Here is a 21,382-nt window from a genome sequence, read left to right as displayed (position 1 = left end):
TGAACGAGGAAAAGACGTATGTGCGGTATTGTCGGTATCGCCGGTGTTATGCCGGTAAACCAGTCGATTTATGACGCGTTAACGGTGCTCCAGCATCGTGGCCAGGATGCCGCTGGCATCATCACCATTGATGCCAACAACTGCTTCCGCTTGCGAAAAGCGAACGGCATGGTGAGCGACATTTTTGAAGCTCGCCATATGCAGCGTTTGCAGGGCAATATGGGCATCGGTCATGTGCGTTATCCAACTGCTGGCAGCTCCAGCGCCTCCGAAGCTCAACCTTTTTATGTCAACTCACCGTACGGGATCACGCTTGCCCACAACGGCAACCTGACCAACGCCCATGAGCTGCGTAAAAAGCTGTTTGAAGAAAAGCGCCGCCACATCAACACCACTTCCGATTCAGAAATCCTGCTGAATATTTTCGCCAGTGAGCTGGATAACTTCCGCCACTACCCGCTGGAAGCGGACAATATTTTTGCCGCGATCGCCGCGACGAACCGCCAGATCCGTGGTGCCTATGCTTGTGTAGCGATGATTATCGGCCACGGTATGGTTGCCTTCCGCGACCCTAACGGTATCCGTCCGTTGGTGCTGGGTAAACGCGATATTGGTGATGGCCGCACCGAGTATATGGTGGCTTCTGAAAGCGTGGCGCTGGATACCCTTGGCTTTGAATTTCTGCGCGACGTTGCGCCGGGTGAAGCGGTCTATATCACTGAAAAAGGCAACTTGTTTACCCGTCAGTGTGCGGATAATCCGGTCAGCAACCCGTGCCTGTTTGAGTACGTTTACTTTGCGCGTCCTGATTCGTTCATCGACAAGATTTCCGTCTACAGCGCCCGCGTGAATATGGGCACCAAGCTTGGCGAAAAAATTGCTCGTGAGTGGGAAGATCTGGACATCGATGTGGTGATCCCTATTCCGGAAACCTCGTGCGATATCGCGCTGGAAATTGCCCGGATCCTCGGTAAACCGTACCGTCAGGGCTTTGTGAAAAACCGTTACGTCGGCCGTACCTTTATCATGCCGGGTCAGCAACTGCGTCGTAAATCCGTGCGTCGTAAGCTGAATGCCAACCGTGCTGAATTCCGCGATAAGAACGTGCTGTTGGTAGACGATTCCATCGTGCGCGGGACCACCTCTGAACAAATTATTGAGATGGCGCGTGAAGCCGGGGCGAAGAAAGTGTACCTGGCCTCTGCGGCACCGGAAATACGCTTCCCGAACGTCTATGGTATTGATATGCCCACGGCGACGGAGCTGATCGCTCATGGCCGCGAAGTTGACGAGATCCGCCAAATCATCGGCGCTGACGGTCTTATCTTCCAGGATCTGAACGATCTGATCGAAGCCGTCCGCGCAGAGAATCCGGATATTCAGCAGTTTGAATGTTCCGTGTTCAACGGCGTGTACGTCACCAAAGACGTTGACCAACAGTACCTCGATTTCCTCGATTCCCTGCGCAATGACGACGCCAAAGCGGTCTTGCGTCAGAACGAAGCGGAAAATCTCGAGATGCACAACGAAGGGTAAGTCAGGGCATGCCGGATGGCGACGCTTTGCGTCTTATCCGGCCTACAGTCCACCATCGTTGTAGGCCGGATAAGGCGTAGCCGCCATCCGGCATTTTTATGTTACGCCTCGTCGACCCAAATCCGCATTTCACCTTCGCCACGATTGGCCCAGCTAAACCACGGAATAAACGTTAAGGTCTGCTTTTCGACCGTTGTCTGACGGTTATCAAAGCTGTACAGCGGCTTGTCACTCTCAGCGCTCAACACGCGCAGCCCTTCAGCTTGCAGCAACACTTTGCCCTTCAGCACACCGACGCCCTGAATTTCACGCAGCTCGCTTGCTTTTGGCAGCGACAGGTTATGCAACTCAGCGCCGTTATCCGCCTGTTCCAGACAGTACACCAGCGGCCCGCGCTGAATAGCGACCTTGCCCGCAGCGTGGCGCACTAGTGGGTTGGCGTAAACGCGACGGACCGTCATCGGCAGGTTCAGGGTAATGATGTCACCTTGCTGCCACTGACGGCGCAGATGCAGATAGCCCTTAATCACTCTGCCTTGTGCCGTTTCTCCGTTGATCTGCACGTGCGGTGTTTCGCACCACGCCGGTAGACGTAGCGCGACGGTATGTTCAACGGTCTTTGGCTGGCTAAAGTGAATAGTGACCCGCTCATCCCATGGATAGTTACCGCTAATGTTCAGCGCCAGGGTCTGGTCTTTTACGCTGAACTGCGCTTCGCTCCCGGCGTAGAAGTTGATAAACAGCGCGTCCGGTCGAGGGGTGAAAATATAGTGACCAATGGCGACCAGCGTGCGGGCGATATTCGGTGGGCAGCAGGCGCAGCCGAACCAGCGCTGGCGCACCGGCTTAATGTGATCGTAAATATGGTTTTGTGGAATACTTTTCGGGTACGTCTCCAGCGGATTGACGTAGAAGAAGTGCTTCCCGTCCAGCGCCATTCCACCCAACACCGTATTGTAAAACGCACGCTCCATGACGTCGGCGTAGTGCGCATCACCTTCCATTTCCAGCATGCGGCGGGCGAACATCATCAGGCCGATGGAGGCGCAGCTTTCGCCGTAAGCGGTGTCGTTCGGTAAATCGTAGTCGCTGGTAAAGGCCTCGCCGATGCCCTGCGAGCCGATACCGCCGGTGATGTACATCCGCCGCTGCACCATATTGTTCCAGATTCGTAGGCAGGTTTGGCGCTTCTCTTCATCCTGGGTGATACGGGCAATGTGCGCCAGTCCGGTCATCAGATACACCGACCGCACTGCATGACCGACCGCTTCATGCTGTTCAGCGAGCGGTTTGTGCGCATGGGTGTATGTTTTGTCTTTGATCATTCCCGGCCAGGCGTCGCCCCAACCAACCCAGTGTCGGGTACCGCCGCGTTTTTCGAACTCAATATCGTAATAGTAGGGTTGTTTGCCACGTTCCTCGACGAAATAGCAGGCCAGCGCCTGGTAGCGCGGTTCCTGAGTGACTTCATACAGACGCATCAACGCCAGCTCGATTTCCGGGTGCCCAGGATAGCCGCGCAGTTGGCCTTCTTTGGGACCAAACACCGTGTCGATATGATCGGCAAAGCGACAAGCGATGTTCAGCAGTCGACGTTTTCCGGTGGCGTTGAAGAAGGCGACTGCCGCTTCAAACAGGTGTCCGGCGCAGTAGAGCTCGTGGCATTCGGCGACGTTGGTCCAGCGCAGCCCTGGCTCCTTTACGGTATACCAGGTGTTGAGATAGCCGTCGTCACACTGCGCCTGAGCCAGCAGCTCAATCACCTCGTCGGCGGTTTTTTCAAGCACTGCATCTGGATTCTGGCACAGCGACCAGGCTACGGCTTCCAGCCATTTGGTGACATCGCTGTCCTGGAAGACCATGCCGTAAAACTCGCCGTGTTCCAGACCGGCGGCGATGCGGTAGTTAGCCAGCGCGTGGCTGGGTTCTGCCTCGGGGATCGTGTCGTTCAGTGCTTCCCATTGGTACGGGATCACCACGTCGCGAATCAAGCGTTGGTATTCACCCAGAAATGGATCGGTGATGGTGATTCGGTTGAGATCGGCTTCAATCACAGCAGACTGCATCATGTATACCTCAGGAAATGTGTGAATGTCGTTGGTGAAGATCGGTTGAAATACGCTGCATCATCGGGCCATTGAGGCGGCATTTGAGCAGGCACAGCGCCAGTGCGAGGTGGAAAATGGCCGGCACAATGCTTTGCAATAGGGTGATGCCCTGAAGAGAGGCTGCGGTCTGATTTTCAAGACCTGGCTGGTAGGCCACCATGATCAGCAGAATACTGATAATGCCGCCGGAAGATGCCCACGAGAGCTTGATGAAAAACAGATTAAAAGCGAAGTTCATCCCGGATGAGCGCACGCCGTTTTTCCATTCGCCGTAGTCGTCGGCGAAGGCCATGATTGAGAAGTGCAGGGGGAGGGTGAAGCCGAGGATCACGCCGTTTAGCGCAATGCAGCCCAGCCACAGCATACGGTAATCAGCTCCGGTTGGCAGGAACCACATCGCAATGCCAAATACTACCAGAATCAGGTTGGTGCAGATATACAAGCGCACCATATCGAAACGCCGCGAGAGGGGATTAACGATGATCGCGCCTAAAATGCCCGCCACTGTCAGTACACCGAAAAACAGCGACATAAACCCGGTGCTGCCCTGCAGAACATACGAGATAAAGTACATGTATCCGCCGCCGCGAATACACAGGATATTCACCAGCAGGAAGGACATCACCAGCATCATCAGTAACTGATCGTTTTTACGCAGCCCGGCCAGATGCTCACGCAGGGTAAATTTGCCGACCAGCGACAGCGGTACGCGTTCTTTCACCCACAAGAAGCACAGTAAAAACATCACCATGCCCACACAGCACAGTACGGTGACACCATATTGATAGCCTTTGGCCAGATTGCCCTGACCAAAGAATTCCACCATCCACGGCAGACCGACCGCAACCAGAAAGCCGGCAATACCGCTTAATACAAAACGCCAGGACTGACACGACATCACCTGATCGTGGCGGTTTGTGACGGCGTTTATCAGCGCACAGTAGGGCACATTGTTGGCGGTATAGCCCAGGGAAAGCAGGAAGTAGGTACCGAATGCCCAGGCGATTTTCATGTTGGGGCTGATATCCGGGACGGTAAAGGTCAGGATACCGATAATGCCCAAGGGAACGGCTGTCCATAATTGCCACGGACGAAAGCGCCCCCAGCGACTGCGGGTTCGGTCGGCAACCACGCCCATCACAGGGTCAGAGACGGCGTCGAATATGCGTAGAACAAAAAACATTGCCCCGACGATGGCCGGGCTAAGCCCGAACACGTCGGTGTAGAAAAAAAGTAAAAAGCCGCTTATTAAATCTGAGATGCAGTGTCCACCAGCATCGCCTAATCCATAGCCTATCTTTTCGCGGGTTGAGAGCGTTTCTCCCGCATCAACGGTTTGTGCATCAGAATCCAGGTTATCAGCAATTGTCATAACCAATCCTCGAACAAGGGGGATGATTTAAAAAGTCATTACGGCTTATCTCTGACAGTTTTTACTAAAGATGTAACGGTTCTGAGCATAGGGCTGTACGGGTATTTCGGTATATGACGGTTTTCTTTCTCTGTGAAAATGATCCTGATTTTTACTAGAAATAATTATTTTATAGTGATCGGTGTCACGATAGTGGTGGTAGGAGGCACCATTAGTGGTTCTGTTAGTTATTCTGTAGGGAAATGAGGGAGAGTTAATCATTGGCGCGTTAGTGGTATTCTTAGCGCTTAAGGAACCCGACATCGGCTTAACCACGCGTGACAGGTAAAAACGAACGGAATGGCAAACAAGACCCGAATCAAAGATATTGCAATGGCGTGCGGTGTGTCGATTGCCGCCGTGTCCCGGGCCCTGAAAGGGCAGCCAGGACTAAGCGAAGAGACCCGACAGCGGATACTGGCGATTGCCGAGTCTGAAGGTTACGATTTCGGTCGTTTGCGCAGTGGCCGCATTAAGCGGCTGCTATTTCTGCTGCACCGCGAGCACAATATAGCCAGTGCATTGCCGTTCTATTCCAGCGTGATGCTTGGGGTGGCTGACGCCTGCCGGGAAAACGATATTGCGATGAGTTTCTTGCCGATTGGCCCGGAAGATTCGCTGGCTGAACTCATTAATTTGCATCAGCCTGACGCGCTGATTGCCGCAGGGTATCTGGAAACGGAAACTCTGGTCGAGCTGCGTAAACTGGCACTGCCGGTCACGCTGGTGGATCTGTGGGCGGCGGATTTCCCCTGCGTCAATCCGGATAACTTTCATGGGGGCTTCATTGCGACACGGCATCTGCTTGAACAAGGACGCAAACGCATTGCGTTTCTCGGCCATTCGCAGCGCCATTACAGTATCCGCCAGCGCGTAGAAGGATATCAGCAGGCGTTATTTGACGCCGGGCTGTCTTTACCCGCGGAGTACCGTGTTGAAGCACCGCCGGTCAAAGATATTGAACAGGCGCTGGTCGAGGGCATGGACAAACTGTTAACTCTGCCGCAGCCGCCGGATGCTATCTTTGCCTATAACGATATTGCCGCGCTGGTGGCGATGCGCGTCTGCGCGCGAAAGGGGATCAACGTGCCGCAAGATATCGCGATTGTTGGCTTTGATGACATCGATGCCGCTGCCTGGGCGCATCCGGCGTTAACCACCGTGGCGGTAGATAAGCGCGAGCTTGGGCGAGATGCGTTTCGTTTACTGCTCAGCGAGCAACATGAGCGAAATTTACTGCTGCCGGTGCGGCTGGTGATCCGCGAAAGCTCGCTTAGTGCGACCGCATATTCACAGTTGCACCCTACGCGGTAATCCGGCACAGTCACGCCATGAAGAACAAAGGGCTCTCACAGTGAAACGACTCATCATTGGTATTTCTGGCGCCAGCGGTGCAATTTATGGCGTGCGGCTGTTACAGGTTTTGCGTGACGTTGCTGATGTGGAAACCCATCTGGTGATGAGTGCGGCGGCGCGTCAGACCCTGGCGCTGGAAACCGATCTGTCCGTACGTGAGGTGCAGGCATTAGCCAATGTGAATCACGACGCGCGTGATATCGCCGCCAGTATTTCATCTGGCTCATTCCAGACGGCGGGGATGGTCATTCTGCCTTGTTCCATTAAAACACTCTCCGGTATCGTCCACAGTTATACCGATGGGCTGTTGACCCGCGCCGCTGACGTGGTGCTGAAAGAGCGTCGTCCACTGGTGCTATGCGTACGTGAGACACCGCTACATCTGGGGCATCTGCGATTGATGACCCAGGCGGCGGAAATAGGCGCGGTAATTATGCCGCCGGTTCCGGCGTTTTATCATCGTCCCCAGACGCTTGATGATGTGATTAATCAAACGGTTAACCGTGTACTCGACCAGTTCGACATTGCTCTCCCGCACGATCTGTTTACCCGCTGGCAGGGGGCATAAGCCGCTCTGCCAGCGTGCATATCTGCATTCCTTGCCCTGTTTCAGGGCAATTTTGTAACCGCGATCATATCCTCAACATTTAATTCGTTAAAACGTAACGAAACGCTGCGGTTCAACCGTCATACCTGCTATCTTCAAAATCAGGACAATATTGCAACGTTTTATTAACATATTTAACGTCGAATATCCTCATCGACGCGAAAATGGCATAAGACCTGCATGAAAAAGTCTGCAAACACACAACACAACGTAAAACATAATAAAATTTCGCCACTTGAGGGTTATGTATGAAGAAGACGGTACTTGCTTTGTCATTGCTGGTAGGACTTTCCGCCACCGCGGCCAGCTACGCAGCGCTTCCGCAGACAGTTCGTATTGGTACAGATACCACCTACGCCCCTTTTTCCTCTAAAGATGCCAAAGGGGATTTTGTCGGGTTTGATATCGATCTCGGCAATGAGATGTGTAAGCGTATGCAGATTAAATGTACCTGGGTTGCCAGTGACTTTGATGCGCTGATCCCCTCTCTGAAAGCGAAGAAAATCGATGCCATTATCTCCTCGCTGTCTATTACCGAAAAGCGCCAGCAAGAAATCGCATTCTCAGACAAACTTTACGCCGCAGACTCACGTCTGATTGCTGCGAAGGGTTCCCCGATCCAACCGACCCTTGATTCGCTGAAGGGAAAACATGTTGGCGTACTGCAAGGCTCCACCCAGGAGGCCTATGCTAACGATACCTGGCGCAGCAAAGGCGTGGATGTGGTGGCCTATGCGAACCAGGATCTTATCTATTCTGACCTGACGGCAGGACGTCTGGATGCCGCGTTGCAAGATGAAGTTGCGGCTAGCGAAGGATTCCTGAAACAGCCTGCGGGTAAGGACTACGATTTTGCGGGTCCTTCGGTAAAAGACAAAAAGTACTTTGGTGACGGAACCGGGATTGGCTTACGCAAAGATGACGCAGAGCTGAAAGCGGCCTTTAATAAAGCGCTCGGCGAACTGCGTCAGGATGGGACTTACGACAAAATGGCGAAAAAGTACTTTGCCTTTAATGTCTACGGCGACTAATACGCCAATACGGGAAGCGATTGCACCGTAACGGGGAACGATTACGGTGCATGATAGTTACAGTGCACTATTTTGGTGCTTTTATCGCTGACATAATGAGCATGAATGCATACTTAAGCGCTTTTCATGCAAAAAAATACCGCCAACAGGGCAGAATGCTTTGCCATGTTGGCCTGATTAATGGCACGATAACTGCACCTGGTCCTGTAAAGATCCCCTATAAAAGACAGTCTGTTGAGGATAGTTATGAAAAAACTGGTGTTGTCTCTTTCTCTGGTTCTGGCGTTCTCCAGTGCTACCGCAGCATTTGCCGCTATTCCGCAAAAAGTGCGGATCGGTACCGACCCCACTTATGCCCCGTTTGAATCGAAAAATTCGCAGGGTGAATTAGTAGGTTTTGACATCGATCTGGCAAAAGAACTGTGCAAGCGTATTAATACACAATGTACCTTCGTTGAAAACCCGCTGGATGCGCTGATCCCTTCGTTAAAAGCGAAGAAAATTGATGCCATCATGTCGTCACTTTCGATCACTGAAAAACGTCAGCAGGAAATCGCCTTTACCGACAAGCTTTATGCAGCAGACTCTCGTCTGGTGGTCGCGAAAGATTCGGCTATCCAGCCGACCATTGAATCGCTGAAAGGCAAACGTGTCGGTGTACTGCAGGGCACAACTCAGGAAACGTTTGGTAATGAACACTGGGCGCCGAAAGGTATTGAAATTGTCTCCTATCAGGGGCAGGACAATATCTACTCTGACCTGACGGCCGGGCGTATTGACGCCGCGTTCCAGGATGAAGTTGCGGCCAGCGAAGGTTTCCTGAAGCAGCCGGTAGGCAAAGATTACAAATTCGGCGGCCCGTCTGTGAAAGACGAGAAATTGTTCGGAGTGGGTACCGGTATGGGGCTGCGCAAAGAGGATAACGAACTGCGCGAAGCACTGAATAAAGCGTTTGCAGAAATGCGCGCTGACGGAACTTACGAGAAGCTGGCGAAGAAGTACTTTGATTTTGATGTTTATGGCGGTTAATCACCGCTGGTGCTGATAAAGCCCGTGGATTTTGACGTGTTGAATTTATGCCTGATGGCGCTGCGCTTATCAGGCCTACAGCGATTTTGTAGGCCGGATAAGGCAACGCCGCCATCCGGCATTTAACAGTTTGTCTGAAATCAAAAGAGGCTTCTTACTTCACCACACACGACAGGACAGGCAGCATGTTGTATGGCTTTTCAGGTGTTATTTTACAGGGCGCAATCGTGACGCTTGAGCTTGCTCTTAGCTCGGTGGTACTGGCGGTTCTGATAGGCCTTGTCGGCGCGGGCGCAAAGCTGTCGCAAAGCCGGGCAATGGCGCTGATTTTCGAAGGGTACACGACGTTGATCCGTGGGGTACCCGATCTCGTCTTGATGTTGCTCATTTTCTACGGATTACAAATCGCACTGAACACGGTCACTGACGCGGTTGGTATCAGCCAGATTGATATTGATCCGATGGTGGCGGGGATTATTACGCTCGGTTTTATCTACGGGGCCTATTTTACTGAAACGTTCCGTGGCGCGTTTATGGCGGTTCCAAGAGGCCATATTGAAGCGGCGACGGCGTTTGGGTTTACCTCTTCGCAGATTTTTCGCCGGATTATGTTCCCGGCGATGATGCGCTACGCGCTGCCGGGGATTGGCAATAACTGGCAGGTCATTTTGAAGGCGACGGCGCTGGTTTCGCTGCTCGGACTGGAAGACGTGGTGAAAGCGACGCAGCTTGCCGGGAAGAGCACCTGGGAGCCATTCTATTTTGCCGTCGTGTGCGGGCTTATCTATCTGGTGTTTACCACCGTGTCTAATGGTGTGCTGCTGTACCTTGAGCGCCGCTACTCTGTGGGTGTGAAGAGGGCTGACCTGTGATTGAGATTATTCAGGAGTACTGGAAATCCCTGCTGTGGACCGACGGCTATCGCTTTACCGGCGTAGCGATCACCTTGTGGTTGCTGATTTCATCCGTAGTTATGGGCGGCATTCTGGCGCTGTTTTTGGCGATTGGTCGCGTATCCAGCAATAAGTTTATCCAGTTCCCCATTTGGCTATTTACCTATATTTTCCGTGGCACGCCGCTTTACGTTCAGCTACTGGTGTTTTATTCCGGGATGTACACGCTGGAAATTGTCAAAGGGACGGACCTTCTCAACGCATTTTTCCGCAGCGGGCTGAATTGCACCGTGCTGGCATTAACGCTGAATACCTGCGCCTATACCACAGAGATCTTTGCCGGGGCGATTCGTTCGGTGCCTCATGGTGAGATTGAAGCCGCGCGCGCTTACGGTTTTTCTTCATTCAAGATGTATCGCTGCATTATTTTGCCCTCCGCATTGCGTATTGCGCTGCCTGCGTACAGCAATGAGGTTATTTTAATGCTGCACTCAACGGCGCTGGCCTTTACGGCCACGGTACCGGATTTGTTGAAAATTGCCCGCGATATCAACTCGGCGACCTACCAGCCGTTTACCGCCTTCGGTATTGCCGCCGTGCTGTATTTGATGATTTCGTATGTCCTGATCAGTCTGTTCCGTAAAGCGGAAAAACGCTGGTTGCAGCATGTAAAACCTTCGACGCACTGAGAACATGATGTCTGAGAATAAATTAAACGTTATCGATTTACACAAACACTACGGCGAACATGAAGTGCTGAAAGGGGTATCGCTGCAGGCCAATGCGGGTGATGTGATCAGTATTATCGGCTCGTCAGGCTCTGGCAAAAGTACGTTCCTGCGCTGTATTAACTTTCTTGAAAAACCGAGCGCCGGGTCGATTGTGGTCAGCGGTCAGAACATTGGCCTGGTCCGTGACAAAGACGGTCAGCTCAAGGTGGCGGATAAAAATCAGCTGCGCCTGCTGCGTACGCGCCTGACCATGGTCTTTCAACACTTTAACCTGTGGAGCCACATGACGGTGCTGGAAAACGTCATGGAAGCGCCGATTCAGGTATTAGGGCTGAACAAGCAGGAAGCCCGCGAGCGTGCGGTGAAATATCTGGCTAAAGTGGGTATTGATGAACGCGCTCAGGGTAAGTATCCGGTGCACCTGTCCGGTGGTCAGCAGCAGCGTGTCTCAATTGCGCGCGCGCTGGCTATGGAGCCGGAGGTTCTGCTGTTTGATGAACCGACGTCAGCGCTTGACCCAGAGCTGGTGGGGGAAGTATTGCGTATCATGCAACAGCTGGCCGAAGAGGGGAAAACCATGGTGGTTGTCACCCACGAAATGGGGTTTGCCCGTCATGTCTCCACGCACGTGATTTTCCTGCATCAGGGGAAAATTGAAGAAGAAGGCGATCCGGAGCAGGTCTTCGGTAATCCGCAAAGTCCACGTTTACAGCAGTTCCTTAAAGGATCGCTGAAATAAGCGCTTGATTGCCCGGTGGCGTTTTTGCTGCTTACCGGGCCTTCGGCTTCCCGCACTCCAGACGATAACCCCAGTCGTCATAATGCACACCATTCACTTCATAGGCTTGCTCGAGCACCTGTGTGCGCACAAAGCCGGTCTTTTCCAGTATGCGTACCGAGCCTTTGTTGTCCGCCAGCACCCACGCGTTTATCGCCGTTACGCCAGCGTGTTCAAAGGCATAGTCGCACACCGCGCGTACCGCTTCACTGGCAATCCCTTTTCCCTGAGCGCGTGAAATAATGCAATAGCCAATATCAGCTTCTTGCGGAAAGTGATGACTAATCTGCAAGCCAATATCACCGAGCGGAGTCGTGTCATGATGTTGGCGGATGACAAACGTATGGGGGGCATTAAGACGCCGGGCGAACAGCAGGCGTGTTTCTTTTATCGGGGAGATAGTGCCCATAAAGCGCATGATGTCCGGGTTTTCGCGTAGTCGCAGGAAAAACGACCAGTCAGTCGGTTGAAACGGGGAGAGGATAAGTCGCGGGGTGGTAATTATCGCCATAAATTCGCCATTACAGAGGTCAGGCTTATAACCTTACCACCGTAATGGCGACAGTGAACAGTCTTCGCGCTTATCGAATGACGTCGGCCAGTGCTTCCTCTAAATCATACCAGCGAAACGCAAAACCAGACGCTTCCAGCCGCTTAGGTAATGCGCGCTGACCGCCGAGAACCAGCACCGAGGATTCCCCCATCAGCAAGCGCATTGCGGTTGCGGGAACGCGTAAGACAGCAGGGCGATTCAGCGCATGGCCCAGCGCATGGGCAAATTGCTCATTACGCACCGGGTACGGCGAGACCATATTGAACGGGCCACGCAAATCGTTATCCAGCAGCCAGATGATCGCATTGACCATATCATCAATATGGATCCAGGCCAGATACTGACGTCCGTTACCGATGGGGCCGCCCAGACCAAGGCGAAACGGCGGAACCATTTTTCCGAGGATACCGCCCGCAGGTGCCAGTACGACACCGGTACGCAGCAGGCATACGCGCGTGTTATCGCTTTGCGCGCCGCAGGCAATTTGCTCCCACCGGGCGCAGAGCTTATGGGTAAATTCATTGTGCGGCGGTTCTTCTTCCGTGACGACGACTTCACCTAAGTCACCGTAGTATCCGGCAGCCGAACCTGAGATCAACGCCGTCGGTGGCGTATCGCTGGCGTTGATTAAATCGACCAGTTTCTGGGTGATACCCCAGCGACTTTGGCACAAACGCTCCTTTTGCTCAGCCGTCCAGCGCTTATCGGCGATGGGCTCTCCGGCAAGGTTAACAATCGCGTCAATGCCATTGAGGTTGGGCCTGTCCTCCAGCCCTTTCCACAGCGTAACCCGGGAGTCCAGAATCTGACGGGCCTTATCAGGGGTACGTGTTACAACGCTTATCTGATGCCCCAATTCCAGCAAGCGGGGGATCAGATGGCGTCCAATCAGGCCAGTACCACCGGTAATCAGAATCTGCATATTGCCTCCCGGATAACGATTAGCGCTGCCAGCTCAGCGTCATGGACACGGAGTCGGCGTAACGCAATGCGTGAAGTTTATCGATCTCTACTTCAGCATAAGTGACCCAGTGATGTTCGCGTGCGATATCGAGCACATCCTGGGTTAATTTTTCTAACAATGAGAAGCGGTTACTCTCTACGTGCGAAATAATGCTCTTGGTAATGGTGCGATAATTCAACGCATCGTTGATATCTTCGCTGGCGCGGGCTTTGTCTGCCGGGTAGTGGATGGCGATGTTAATGACGATATCCTGACGGTTCAGGATCTCCTCTTCTTTGATGCCAATAAACGTGCGCAGACGAAGGTTTTTTATACGAATAATTGCGTCAGGTTGTGACATTGCAGGTTTCCTCCATGTATGAACCTCTTAATGATACACGAGAATCGAATCGCGTTATCGGTTCTCACTCGGCGCGTGCTGCAGCGCACGTTCCGTGGCGGGACGGGTACGAATGCGTTCGTACCAGTTATTAACCGCCGGATAGGTATCGAGGTCGATACGCTGACGCTGATGAGCATGGATCCACGGCCAGCAAGCAATATCCGCAATGCTGTAGCGATCGCCACCTAACCAGGGGGACATTTCCAGACGTTTGTTCATCACGTTGTACAGACGCTGAGTTTCAACCTGATAGCGCTCAATGGCGTAAGGGATGGTTTGGGGTGAAAAATGATTAAAATGATGATTCTGGCCCAACATGGGACCCAGACCGCTCACCTGCCAGAACAGCCACTGCAACGTGGTGTGGCGTTCGCGTAATTCACCGCTGAGCAGCTTGCCGCTCTTCTCCGCCAGATAGAGCAAAATTTCACCCGATTCAAACAGGCTGAGCGGCTTACCGCCGTCCTCCGGGGCGTTATCGATAATGGCCGGGATTTTATTGTTCGGCGAGATCTGCAGAAAATCCGGATGAAATTGATTCCCTTTGCTGATATCGACAGGAATCAGACGGTATTTCAACTGCGCCTCTTCGAGAAACAGCGTGATTTTGTGACCGTTGGGCGTTGGTGTGTAGTAGAGGTCGATCATTTTCAGCGTCCGTTGAGTGATGAACCGGGTCATGACAAGTATAGAGCCTGTTGGCGTGCGTGAGTTTTCATCAAGTGACAGGGTGAGAAAGACTCTATATTTTGAAAGCAAGCCAATCCAATCCCGAGGTCATTATGAGCAAACCCGCAATTACGCTGTGGTCAGATGCCAACTTTTTCTCTCCCTATGTATTATCCGTTTACGTTGCGCTGCAGGAGAAAGGACTGCCTTTTACGTTGAAAACCGTTGATCTCAGCGCGGGCGAGCATTTACAACCCGCCTGGCAAGGATATGCGCTGACGCGTCGCGTGCCGGTTCTCGAGATTGATGGTTTTGAATTGAGCGAATCATCGGCGATTGCCGAGTTCCTGGAAGAGACCTTCTCGCCGCCGCAGTGGGAACGCATCTATCCGCATGATGTGCAAAAACGCGCGCGAGCCCGCCAGGTTCAGGCGTGGATCCGCAGCGACCTGATGCCTGTTCGTGAAGAACGTTCCACGGACGTTGTGTTTGCCGGGGTGAAGAAAGCGCCGTTGAGTGAAGCGGGTAAAGCCAGCGCAGAAAAATTGTTCGCCACGGCGGGAAGTTTGCTTGCTCATGGGAAACAAAATTTATTTGGCGAATGGTGTATCGCAGATTGTGATTTAGCGCTAATGCTTAATCGTCTGGTGCTAAACGGAGATGACGTTCCGCAGGCGTTAGCCGACTACGCCACCTTCCAGTGGCAGCGGGCTTCGGTACAACGTTTTATCGCGCTTTCAGCGAAGCGTTCCTGCTGATAATCGAGCGATAATCCAGTATCATTAAACGGTATTATACGACGAGGAGTGAGTGATGAAGCTGATGTTCGCATCGGACATTCATGGGTCGTTGCCAGCCACGGAGCGCGTACTTGAACTGTTTGCCCAAAGCGGGGCGCGATGGCTGGTGATATTGGGTGATATTTTAAACCACGGACCGCGTAATGCGCTGCCACAAGGTTATGCACCTGCGCAGGTTGCTGACCGCTTGAACGCGCTGGCGTCACGTATTATTGCGGTACGCGGTAATTGCGATAGCGAAGTGGATCAGATGCTCCTGCATTTTCCAATAACTGCGCCATGGCAGCAGGTTCTGATGGATAATCAGCGGCTCTTTTTGACGCATGGGCATCTTTATGGCCCGGAAAACCTCCCGGCGCTTAATGCGGATGATGTGCTGATTTATGGGCATACGCATCTGCCGGTTGCCGAGATGCGTGGTGATATTTACCACTTTAACCCCGGCTCGGCCAGTATTCCGAAAGGGGGTTTTACGGCAAGTTACGGGATTCTGGATGATAATGTTCTCAGCGTAATGGCACTCAATGATCAAAGTATCATTGCGCAGATCGAGATTAATCCGTAAGTTACCCCACAAACGTAAACGCGCCGTAAGAGCGCTAGAAAAAAGAAGGTTTCCTGATGGTGGAACAGCATCGTTTGGCAAGTACGGAATGGGTGGATATTGTGAATGAAGACAATGAAGTCATCGCACAGTCCAGCCGCGAACAAATGCGGGCGCAGCGCTTACGTCATCGCGCAACGTATATCGTCGTGCATGATGGTATGGGCAAAATTCTGGTTCAGCGTCGTACCGAGACAAAAGATTTTTTGCCCGGCATGCTGGATGCTACCGCGGGTGGTGTTGTTCAGGCTGATGAGCAAATGCTTGAATCTGCCCGCCGTGAAGCGGAAGAAGAGTTGGGTATTGCAGGCGTACCGTTTGCTGAACACGGTCAGTTTTATTTTGAGGACCAACACTGTCGCGTATGGGGAGGGCTGTTTAGCTGCGTATCCCACGGTCCGTTCGCGCTGCAGGAAGAAGAAATTAGCGAAGTCTGCTGGCTAACGCCGGAAGAAATTACCGCGCGCTGTGATGAGTTCACACCGGACTCGCTGAAAGCGCTGGCGCTGTGGATGACCCGCAACGCCAAGAATGAAGGGGCGAAAGCCGAAAAACAGGAAGAGGCGGAGTAAACACCGCTTATCCAGCCTACCCAGTAATGCAATCGGGTAGGCCGGGTGACACGCTTTGACATCGCCAACCGGCGTTTGTGAATTAGTGATACCCCATTATCTGCGCACCAATCACCACCACGCTGGACATAATAAACAGCAGGCCCAGCAGTGTGGCACCTACCTTCAGCCAGTTACGGAAGTCCACCCGGCAAACGCCTAACGTCGCCATTAATGATGCTGATGTTGGATAGATAATGTGGCTGAATCCGTCACCAAACTGGAAGGCCAGCACGGTCACCTGACGGTTTACGCCGACCAGATCGCCCAGAGGCGCTAACAGTGGCATAGTGAGCGCTGCCTGACCCGAACCGGAAGTGACGAAGAAATTAAATACCGCCTGGAACAGCAGCATAAACCACGCCGCAATGGCATTGTCCAGGCCGCTAATGCCGTTGGCAATGCTGTGTAGCAGGGTATTCAGCACACTCGCATCGCCTGCCTCACCATTACCAACCAGCAGTAATATCCCCTTGGCAAAACCGACCAGCAGGGCCGGGGCAATCATCATGCGTGCCCCCTCAGTGAATGAGGAAGCCATGATGTTAACCGTCATTCCGTTGAGCCGGAAGACAACGCCGATAATGCCAATCACCAGACCCATAGTGAAAAACTGGCTGGCGATTTCAGGAATGAACCATGCATTGACGATAACGCCCCAGACAACCCAGATCATTACCGCAGTGAGGACGATCAGTACCAGCCAGTCACCCAGCGTGAAGCGTCGCTCTACCACCTCGTCCTGCTGTTCGCGGAAAAAACGGTCTGATTCATGAACGCGGGATAGCAGGGGGTTTTTCTTGATGCGTGTTGCGTAGGCCAGCGTAAAAGTCAGGCCAATCATTGTGGCAACGACCCACACCACGATACGCAAACCAGAGCCGGAGAGTACCGGGACGCCTGCAATGCCCTGTGCGACAACCACACAGAACGGGTTCATCCATGAACTGGCAAAGCCGATTTGGGTGGCAATGTAGGTCACCAGCACGGTGGTAATACTGTCGTAACCTAAGCGCACCATGAGTGGGGCGATGATAATGGCAAAGGCGACCGCCTCTTCTCCCATACCAAAGACCGCGCCACCCAATGAGAAGAGGATAAACAGCACCGGGATGAACAAGACCTCGTTACCCCGGGTATGGCGGATGAGCGCCAGGATGCCGTTATCAATGGTTCCGGTGCGCATAACAATGCCAAACGCGCCGCCGATCACCAGCATAAACATAATGATGCCAACGGCAGTACCGAATTTAGAGCCGGAGGTTAACCCTTCGAACGGAAAATTCATCAGCCCGGGACTTTCATTGCCGGTGGTGAAAAATTTCACCCGGTGATACTGCTCTTCGCCGGCATCGTTGGTCAGAATGCGAAAAGAGTGGGGATCGACCACTTTACGGGTTTTGGTTTGCCCATCAACCTGGTACTGCACTTCTTGACTGTCGAACATGCCGACTGGAACAACCCAGGTGGCCAGGCTGGTTAAAATAGCGACGAAAAAAATAATCACCAGCGTATCGGGCATAGCCCATTTTTTCGCGGATTGTGATTCTGTAACTGCAGACATGACAGACTATCCCTGTTGCAAAGCAAAGAGACTAAGTATGAGAAGAGAAGAATAGTTATTCATTGATGCAGCGCAGCTAAGCAAAATTTTCAGAATTTGCGACTGCAATTGCGGAGATAAAAAAGCCGGAAATATCAGCTATTTCCGGCTTTTATGAGCATGATGTGTAGGCCGGATAAGGCGCTTAGCGCCACTATCCGACACACGCAGCAAATTACTGCTGTTGCTGGGAAGACTGGATCGCGGTCAGTGCGATGGTGTAGACGATATCGTCTACCAGCGCGCCACGAGACAGATCGTTCACCGGCTTGCGCATACCCTGCAGCATCGGCCCGATGGAGATCAGGTCGGCAGAACGCTGTACCGCTTTGTAGGTGGTGTTACCGGTGTTCAGATCCGGGAAGATGAACACGGTAGCGCGACCTGCAACCGGAGAGTTCGGCGCTTTAGATTTCGCAACGTCAGCCATAACAGCGGCGTCGTACTGCAGCGGACCGTCGATCATCAGGTCTGGACGTTTTTCCTGAGCCAGACGTGTTGCTTCGCGGACTTTCTCAACGTCGCTACCTGCACCAGAGGTGCCGGTAGAGTAAGAGAGCATCGCTACGCGAGGTTCAATACCGAAGGCCGTTGCGGAGTCTGCGGACTGGATGGCGATTTCTGCCAGCTGTTCTGCAGTCGGATCCGGGTTGATCGCGCAGTCGCCGTAAACGTAAACCTGATCCGGCAGCAGCATGAAGAACACAGAAGACACCAGAGAGCTGCCCGGTGCAGTTTTGATCAGCTGCAGCGGTGGGCGAATGGTGTTTGCGGTGGTGTGAACAGCACCGGAAACCAGGCCGTCAACGTCGTCCTGCTCCAGCATCAGGGTACCGAGAACCACGTTGTCTTCCAGCTGTTCGCGGGCAACGGTTTCAGTCATACCTTTGTTTTTACGCAGTTCGACCAGGCGGGCCACGTAGCTCTCGCGAACCACATCCGGGTCAACGATTTCTACGCCTGCGCCCAGTTCAACGCCCTGAGACGCTGCAACACGGGTGATTTCATCCGGGTTACCCAGCAGTACGCAGGTCGCGATACCACGTTCAGCACAGATAGCTGCCGCTTTAACAGTACGCGGTTCGTCGCCTTCTGGCAGAACTACGCGTTTGCCTGCTTTACGCGCCAGCTCGGTCAGCTGGTAGCGGAACGCTGGCGGAGACAGACGACGGCTGCGCTCAGAGGTCGCAGTCAGGGATTCAACCCAGTCAGCGTTGATGTAGTTAGCAACGTATTCCTGAACTTTCTCGATGCGCTCATGATCGTCAACCGGGACTTCCAGGTTGAAGCTCTGCAGGCTCAGGGAGGTCTGCCAGGTGTTGGTGTTTACCATGAATACCGGCAGACCGGTTTCGAATGCACGTTCGCACAGTTTTGTAATGCGCGCGTCCATTTCGTAACCGCCAGTCAGCAGCAGAGCACCGATTTCTACGCCGTTCATTGCCGCCAGGCATGCTGCAACCAGCACGTCAGGACGATCGGCAGAGGTCACCAGCAGAGAACCAGCACGGAAATGCTCGAGCATGTGCGGAATGCTGCGTGCGCAGAAAGTCACAGACTTCACGCGACGGGTATTGATATCGCCTTCGTTAACGATGGTGGCGTTCAGGTGACGCGCCATATCGATTGCACGAGTGGCGATCAGATCAAAGCTCCACGGCACCGCGCCCAGAACCGGCAGCGGGCTGGATTCTTGCAGTTTAGCCGGGTCAACTTTAACCACTTTCGCTTTGGAGGAGTCGTCAAAAATTTCGGACAGATCCGGGCGAGTACGGCCCTGCTCATCAACCGGTGCGTTCAGTTTGTTAACGATAACGCCGGTGATGTTGGTATTTTTAGCGCCGCCGAAGCTGCTGCGAGTCAGTTCAATACGCTCGTTCAGCTGTTCCGGGGTGTCAGTGCCCTGAGACATTACGAAGACGATTTCTGCATTCAGCGTTTTCGCAATTTCGTAGTTCAGAGACTGAGCGAACTGGTGCTTACGGGTTGGGACCAGGCCTTCAACCAGCACCACTTCAGCATTTTTGGTGTTCGCGTGGTAGTTTGCGATGATCTCTTCCATCAGCACATCTTTCTGATTGCTGGAGAGCAGAGACTCAACGTGGCTCATCTTCAGCGGCTCAGCGGCTGGCAGAGACGAGTTCGCACGGACAATCGCAGTAGTCTGGTCTGGCGCATCGCCACCGGCACGCGGTTGAGCGATCGGCTTAAAGACGCTCAGACTTACGCCTTTACGTTCCATTGCACGGATCACGCCAAGGCTGACGCTGGTCAGACCGACGCTGGTTCCGGTAGGGATCAGCATAATAATACGGGACACGGTTTATCCTCTTTCGTTACCGTCGCTTTCGACGGGTTACAAAACAGCACCGCCAGCTAAGCTGGCGGTGTGAAATCAGGCAGTCAGGCGGCTCGCGTCTTGCGCGATAACCAGTTCTTCGTTGGTTGGGATAACCACCGCAGGACGGGTACCTTCTTTGTTGATGAAACCAGATTTGCCGAAACGCGCGGCCAGGTTACGTTCGTGGTCCACTTCAAAGCCCAGAACGCCCAGTCTGCCCAGAGACAGTTCACGTACCATCGCGGCGTTTTCACCGATACCACCGGTGAAGACGACGGCATCCAGACGACCGTCCATCAGTGCAGTGTACGAACCGATGTATTTCGCCAGACGGTGACAGTAAACGTCCATTGCACGTTTAGCGTCTTCTTTGGTCTCGTAGTTGTCTTCAACGTAGCGGCAGTCGCTGGTGACTTCGGTCAGGCCCAGCAGGCCAGACTCTTTGGTCAGCATTTTGTTGATCTGGTCAACGCTCATGCCCAGGGTGTCGTGCAGGTGGAAGATGATCGCCGGGTCGATGTCACCGGAACGCGTACCCATCACCAGACCTTCCAGCGGGGTCAGACCCATGGAGGTATCAACACATTTACCGTTACGGATAGCAGAAACTGAACCACCGTTGCCCAGGTGGCAAGTGATGATGTTCAGTTCATCAACCGGTTTGTTCAGCATTTTTGCCGCTTCTTGAGTGACGAAGAAGTGGCTGGTGCCGTGTGCGCCATAGCGACGAACACCGTGCTCTTTGTACAGGCTGTACGGCAGAGCGTAGAGGTAAGATTCTTCCGGCATAGTCTGATGGAACGCGGTGTCAAATACGGCCACGTTTTTGTCTTTCAGATTAGGGAAGGATTTCAGCGCTTCTGCAATACCGATCAGGTGAGCCGGGTTGTGCAGCGGTGCGAAAGAGGCAGAATCTTTGATGCCCTGAATAACGGAGTCATCGATAACCACGGAGCTGGTATACTTCTCGCCGCCGTGTACGATACGGTGACCAATCGCAGTCAATTGCGCGGACAATTCCGGTTTTTGTGCCAGAATAGTGTTAACGATGAAGTTCAGCGCTTCACTGTGAGCGGCGCCTGCACCTAAAGCCGCTTCTTGTTTACCGCCGTCCATTTTCCACTTGATACGTGCTTCTGGGAGATGGAAACATTCGGCTAAACCAGAAAGGTATTCTTCACCGTTTACTGCATCGATGATGGCAAATTTCAGTGAGGAGCTACCGCAGTTCAGAACCAGTACTAACTTACTCGACATGGAAGTACCTATTTATGGATACGTGGCTAAAAAAACGTCATGGAGTCAAAGAGCGTAGCGCATGATGACACCGACGTTTATGATTAACATCATGCGCCGTTGTCTTTTTGGGCATGAT

General features: G+C 53.0%; 20 protein-coding genes. 11 read left to right on the top strand and 9 right to left on the bottom strand.

Translation table 11 applies throughout. The annotated features are described in order from the left end of the window. The first annotated feature begins 18 nt into the window (after window positions 1-18). The gene (gene purF, locus FDW98_RS12435) at window positions 19-1,536 is read left to right on the top strand and encodes an amidophosphoribosyltransferase (protein WP_096756346.1); all 1,518 of its coding nucleotides are present in this window, start codon (window positions 19-21) and stop codon (window positions 1,534-1,536) included. A 101-nt stretch (window positions 1,537-1,637) separates the two neighbouring features. Here the strand turns inward: purF and FDW98_RS12430 are convergent, their stop codons facing one another. After that, on the bottom strand, window positions 1,638-3,605 hold the full coding sequence (locus FDW98_RS12430) for a glycoside hydrolase family 127 protein (protein ID WP_096756347.1): 1,968 nt from the start codon (window positions 3,603-3,605) through the stop codon (window positions 1,638-1,640). A 7-nt stretch (window positions 3,606-3,612) separates the two neighbouring features. After that, the gene (locus tag FDW98_RS12425; RefSeq protein ID WP_096756348.1) at window positions 3,613-5,016 is read right to left on the bottom strand and encodes an MFS transporter; all 1,404 of its coding nucleotides are present in this window, start codon (window positions 5,014-5,016) and stop codon (window positions 3,613-3,615) included. A 339-nt stretch (window positions 5,017-5,355) separates the two neighbouring features. On the opposite strand from FDW98_RS12425, the gene FDW98_RS12420 reads away from it, so the two are divergent. From FDW98_RS12420 to hisP, 7 genes are all read left to right on the top strand, one after another. Next, on the top strand, window positions 5,356-6,369 hold the full coding sequence (locus FDW98_RS12420) for a LacI family DNA-binding transcriptional regulator (protein WP_096756349.1): 1,014 nt from the start codon (window positions 5,356-5,358) through the stop codon (window positions 6,367-6,369). A 40-nt stretch (window positions 6,370-6,409) separates the two neighbouring features. After that, entirely contained in the window at window positions 6,410-6,979 is a 570-nt protein-coding gene (locus FDW98_RS12415; protein ID WP_096756350.1) for a UbiX family flavin prenyltransferase, read from the top strand. Between the two features lie 287 nt (window positions 6,980-7,266). Beyond that, a complete protein-coding gene (argT, locus tag FDW98_RS12410; protein ID WP_096756351.1) occupies window positions 7,267-8,049 on the top strand; it encodes a lysine/arginine/ornithine ABC transporter substrate-binding protein ArgT in 783 nt (260 codons plus the stop codon). Between the two features lie 246 nt (window positions 8,050-8,295). Beyond that, on the top strand, window positions 8,296-9,078 hold the full coding sequence (gene hisJ / locus FDW98_RS12405; RefSeq protein ID WP_096756352.1) for a histidine ABC transporter substrate-binding protein HisJ: 783 nt from the start codon (window positions 8,296-8,298) through the stop codon (window positions 9,076-9,078). 185 nt (window positions 9,079-9,263) lie between these two features. Further along, the gene (locus tag FDW98_RS12400) at window positions 9,264-9,950 is read left to right on the top strand and encodes a histidine ABC transporter permease HisQ (protein WP_096756353.1); all 687 of its coding nucleotides are present in this window, start codon (window positions 9,264-9,266) and stop codon (window positions 9,948-9,950) included. Then, window positions 9,947-10,660, top strand: coding sequence for a histidine ABC transporter permease HisM (gene hisM / locus FDW98_RS12395; RefSeq protein WP_096756354.1), 714 nt, complete (start codon window positions 9,947-9,949; stop codon window positions 10,658-10,660). The genes FDW98_RS12400 and hisM overlap by 4 nt, the downstream gene beginning before the upstream one ends. Before the next feature lie 7 nt (window positions 10,661-10,667). After that, window positions 10,668-11,441: a histidine ABC transporter ATP-binding protein HisP gene (gene hisP / locus FDW98_RS12390; RefSeq protein WP_096756355.1), complete on the top strand. Its 774-nt coding sequence runs from the start codon at window positions 10,668-10,670 to the stop codon at window positions 11,439-11,441. A gap of 31 nt (window positions 11,442-11,472) precedes the next feature. On the opposite strand, the gene FDW98_RS12385 is transcribed toward hisP, so the two are convergent. The 4 genes from FDW98_RS12385 to yfcG form a co-directional block, all read right to left on the bottom strand. After that, window positions 11,473-11,991 carry a GNAT family N-acetyltransferase gene (locus FDW98_RS12385; RefSeq protein ID WP_096756356.1) on the bottom strand — a complete coding sequence of 173 codons (519 nt, stop codon included), beginning with the start codon at window positions 11,989-11,991 and terminating at the stop codon, window positions 11,473-11,475. A gap of 70 nt (window positions 11,992-12,061) precedes the next feature. Continuing rightward, on the bottom strand, window positions 12,062-12,955 hold the full coding sequence (locus tag FDW98_RS12380) for a TIGR01777 family oxidoreductase (protein ID WP_096756357.1): 894 nt from the start codon (window positions 12,953-12,955) through the stop codon (window positions 12,062-12,064). Between the two features lie 19 nt (window positions 12,956-12,974). Continuing rightward, on the bottom strand, window positions 12,975-13,337 hold the full coding sequence (gene folX, locus FDW98_RS12375; RefSeq protein ID WP_096756358.1) for a dihydroneopterin triphosphate 2'-epimerase: 363 nt from the start codon (window positions 13,335-13,337) through the stop codon (window positions 12,975-12,977). Between the two features lie 54 nt (window positions 13,338-13,391). Further along, window positions 13,392-14,027 carry a GSH-dependent disulfide bond oxidoreductase gene (yfcG, locus tag FDW98_RS12370; RefSeq protein WP_096759367.1) on the bottom strand — a complete coding sequence of 212 codons (636 nt, stop codon included), beginning with the start codon at window positions 14,025-14,027 and terminating at the stop codon, window positions 13,392-13,394. Window positions 14,028-14,161: 134 nt separating this feature from the next. Here yfcG and yfcF point away from each other — a divergent pair, with 134 nt between their 5' ends. From yfcF to yfcD, 3 genes are read left to right on the top strand one after another with little or no spacing between them, the layout of a single operon-like run. Next, on the top strand, window positions 14,162-14,806 hold the full coding sequence (gene yfcF, locus FDW98_RS12365) for a glutathione transferase (protein WP_096756359.1): 645 nt from the start codon (window positions 14,162-14,164) through the stop codon (window positions 14,804-14,806). Between the two features lie 55 nt (window positions 14,807-14,861). Then, window positions 14,862-15,413, top strand: coding sequence for a phosphodiesterase (gene yfcE, locus FDW98_RS12360; RefSeq protein ID WP_096756360.1), 552 nt, complete (start codon window positions 14,862-14,864; stop codon window positions 15,411-15,413). 56 nt (window positions 15,414-15,469) lie between these two features. Continuing rightward, entirely contained in the window at window positions 15,470-16,024 is a 555-nt protein-coding gene (yfcD, locus tag FDW98_RS12355) for an NUDIX hydrolase YfcD (protein ID WP_096756361.1), read from the top strand. Window positions 16,025-16,106: 82 nt separating this feature from the next. Here yfcD and yfcC read toward each other — a convergent pair whose 3' ends face one another. The 3 genes from yfcC to ackA form a co-directional block, all read right to left on the bottom strand. Beyond that, on the bottom strand, window positions 16,107-17,627 hold the full coding sequence (gene yfcC, locus FDW98_RS12350) for a putative basic amino acid antiporter YfcC (protein ID WP_096756362.1): 1,521 nt from the start codon (window positions 17,625-17,627) through the stop codon (window positions 16,107-16,109). A gap of 214 nt (window positions 17,628-17,841) precedes the next feature. Beyond that, complete coding sequence (gene pta / locus FDW98_RS12345; protein WP_096756363.1) at window positions 17,842-19,986, bottom strand: phosphate acetyltransferase; 2,145 nt, start codon at window positions 19,984-19,986, stop codon at window positions 17,842-17,844. 75 nt (window positions 19,987-20,061) lie between these two features. After that, window positions 20,062-21,264: an acetate kinase gene (gene ackA / locus FDW98_RS12340; protein ID WP_096756364.1), complete on the bottom strand. Its 1,203-nt coding sequence runs from the start codon at window positions 21,262-21,264 to the stop codon at window positions 20,062-20,064. Window positions 21,265-21,382 lie beyond the last annotated feature (118 nt).

The organism is Citrobacter sp. wls711, from assembly GCF_005281055.1.
Lineage (GTDB): Bacteria > Pseudomonadota > Gammaproteobacteria > Enterobacterales > Enterobacteriaceae > Citrobacter > Citrobacter gillenii.
This window is presented reverse-complemented; position numbering and strand designations above follow the sequence as displayed.

Excerpts from the sequence above, each read along its gene's own strand:
- FDW98_RS12380 (WP_096756357.1), bottom strand. The coding sequence starts at position 12,955 with ATGCAGATTCTGATTACCGGTGGTACTGGCCTGATTGGACGCCATCTG.
- folX (WP_096756358.1), bottom strand. The coding sequence starts at position 13,337 with ATGTCACAACCTGACGCAATTATTCGTATAAAAAACCTTCGTCTGCGC.
- purF (WP_096756346.1), top strand. The coding sequence starts at position 19 with ATGTGCGGTATTGTCGGTATCGCCGGTGTTATGCCGGTAAACCAGTCG.
- FDW98_RS12420 (WP_096756349.1), top strand. The coding sequence starts at position 5,356 with ATGGCAAACAAGACCCGAATCAAAGATATTGCAATGGCGTGCGGTGTG.
- FDW98_RS12400 (WP_096756353.1), top strand. The coding sequence starts at position 9,264 with ATGTTGTATGGCTTTTCAGGTGTTATTTTACAGGGCGCAATCGTGACG.
- hisP (WP_096756355.1), top strand. The coding sequence starts at position 10,668 with ATGTCTGAGAATAAATTAAACGTTATCGATTTACACAAACACTACGGC.
- FDW98_RS12425 (WP_096756348.1), bottom strand. The coding sequence starts at position 5,016 with ATGACAATTGCTGATAACCTGGATTCTGATGCACAAACCGTTGATGCG.
- FDW98_RS12430 (WP_096756347.1), bottom strand. The coding sequence starts at position 3,605 with ATGATGCAGTCTGCTGTGATTGAAGCCGATCTCAACCGAATCACCATC.
- hisJ (WP_096756352.1), top strand. The coding sequence starts at position 8,296 with ATGAAAAAACTGGTGTTGTCTCTTTCTCTGGTTCTGGCGTTCTCCAGT.
- yfcG (WP_096759367.1), bottom strand. The coding sequence starts at position 14,027 with ATGATCGACCTCTACTACACACCAACGCCCAACGGTCACAAAATCACG.
- yfcE (WP_096756360.1), top strand. The coding sequence starts at position 14,862 with ATGAAGCTGATGTTCGCATCGGACATTCATGGGTCGTTGCCAGCCACG.
- argT (WP_096756351.1), top strand. The coding sequence starts at position 7,267 with ATGAAGAAGACGGTACTTGCTTTGTCATTGCTGGTAGGACTTTCCGCC.
- FDW98_RS12385 (WP_096756356.1), bottom strand. The coding sequence starts at position 11,991 with ATGGCGATAATTACCACCCCGCGACTTATCCTCTCCCCGTTTCAACCG.
- yfcC (WP_096756362.1), bottom strand. The coding sequence starts at position 17,627 with ATGTCTGCAGTTACAGAATCACAATCCGCGAAAAAATGGGCTATGCCC.
- ackA (WP_096756364.1), bottom strand. The coding sequence starts at position 21,264 with ATGTCGAGTAAGTTAGTACTGGTTCTGAACTGCGGTAGCTCCTCACTG.
- yfcF (WP_096756359.1), top strand. The coding sequence starts at position 14,162 with ATGAGCAAACCCGCAATTACGCTGTGGTCAGATGCCAACTTTTTCTCT.
- yfcD (WP_096756361.1), top strand. The coding sequence starts at position 15,470 with ATGGTGGAACAGCATCGTTTGGCAAGTACGGAATGGGTGGATATTGTG.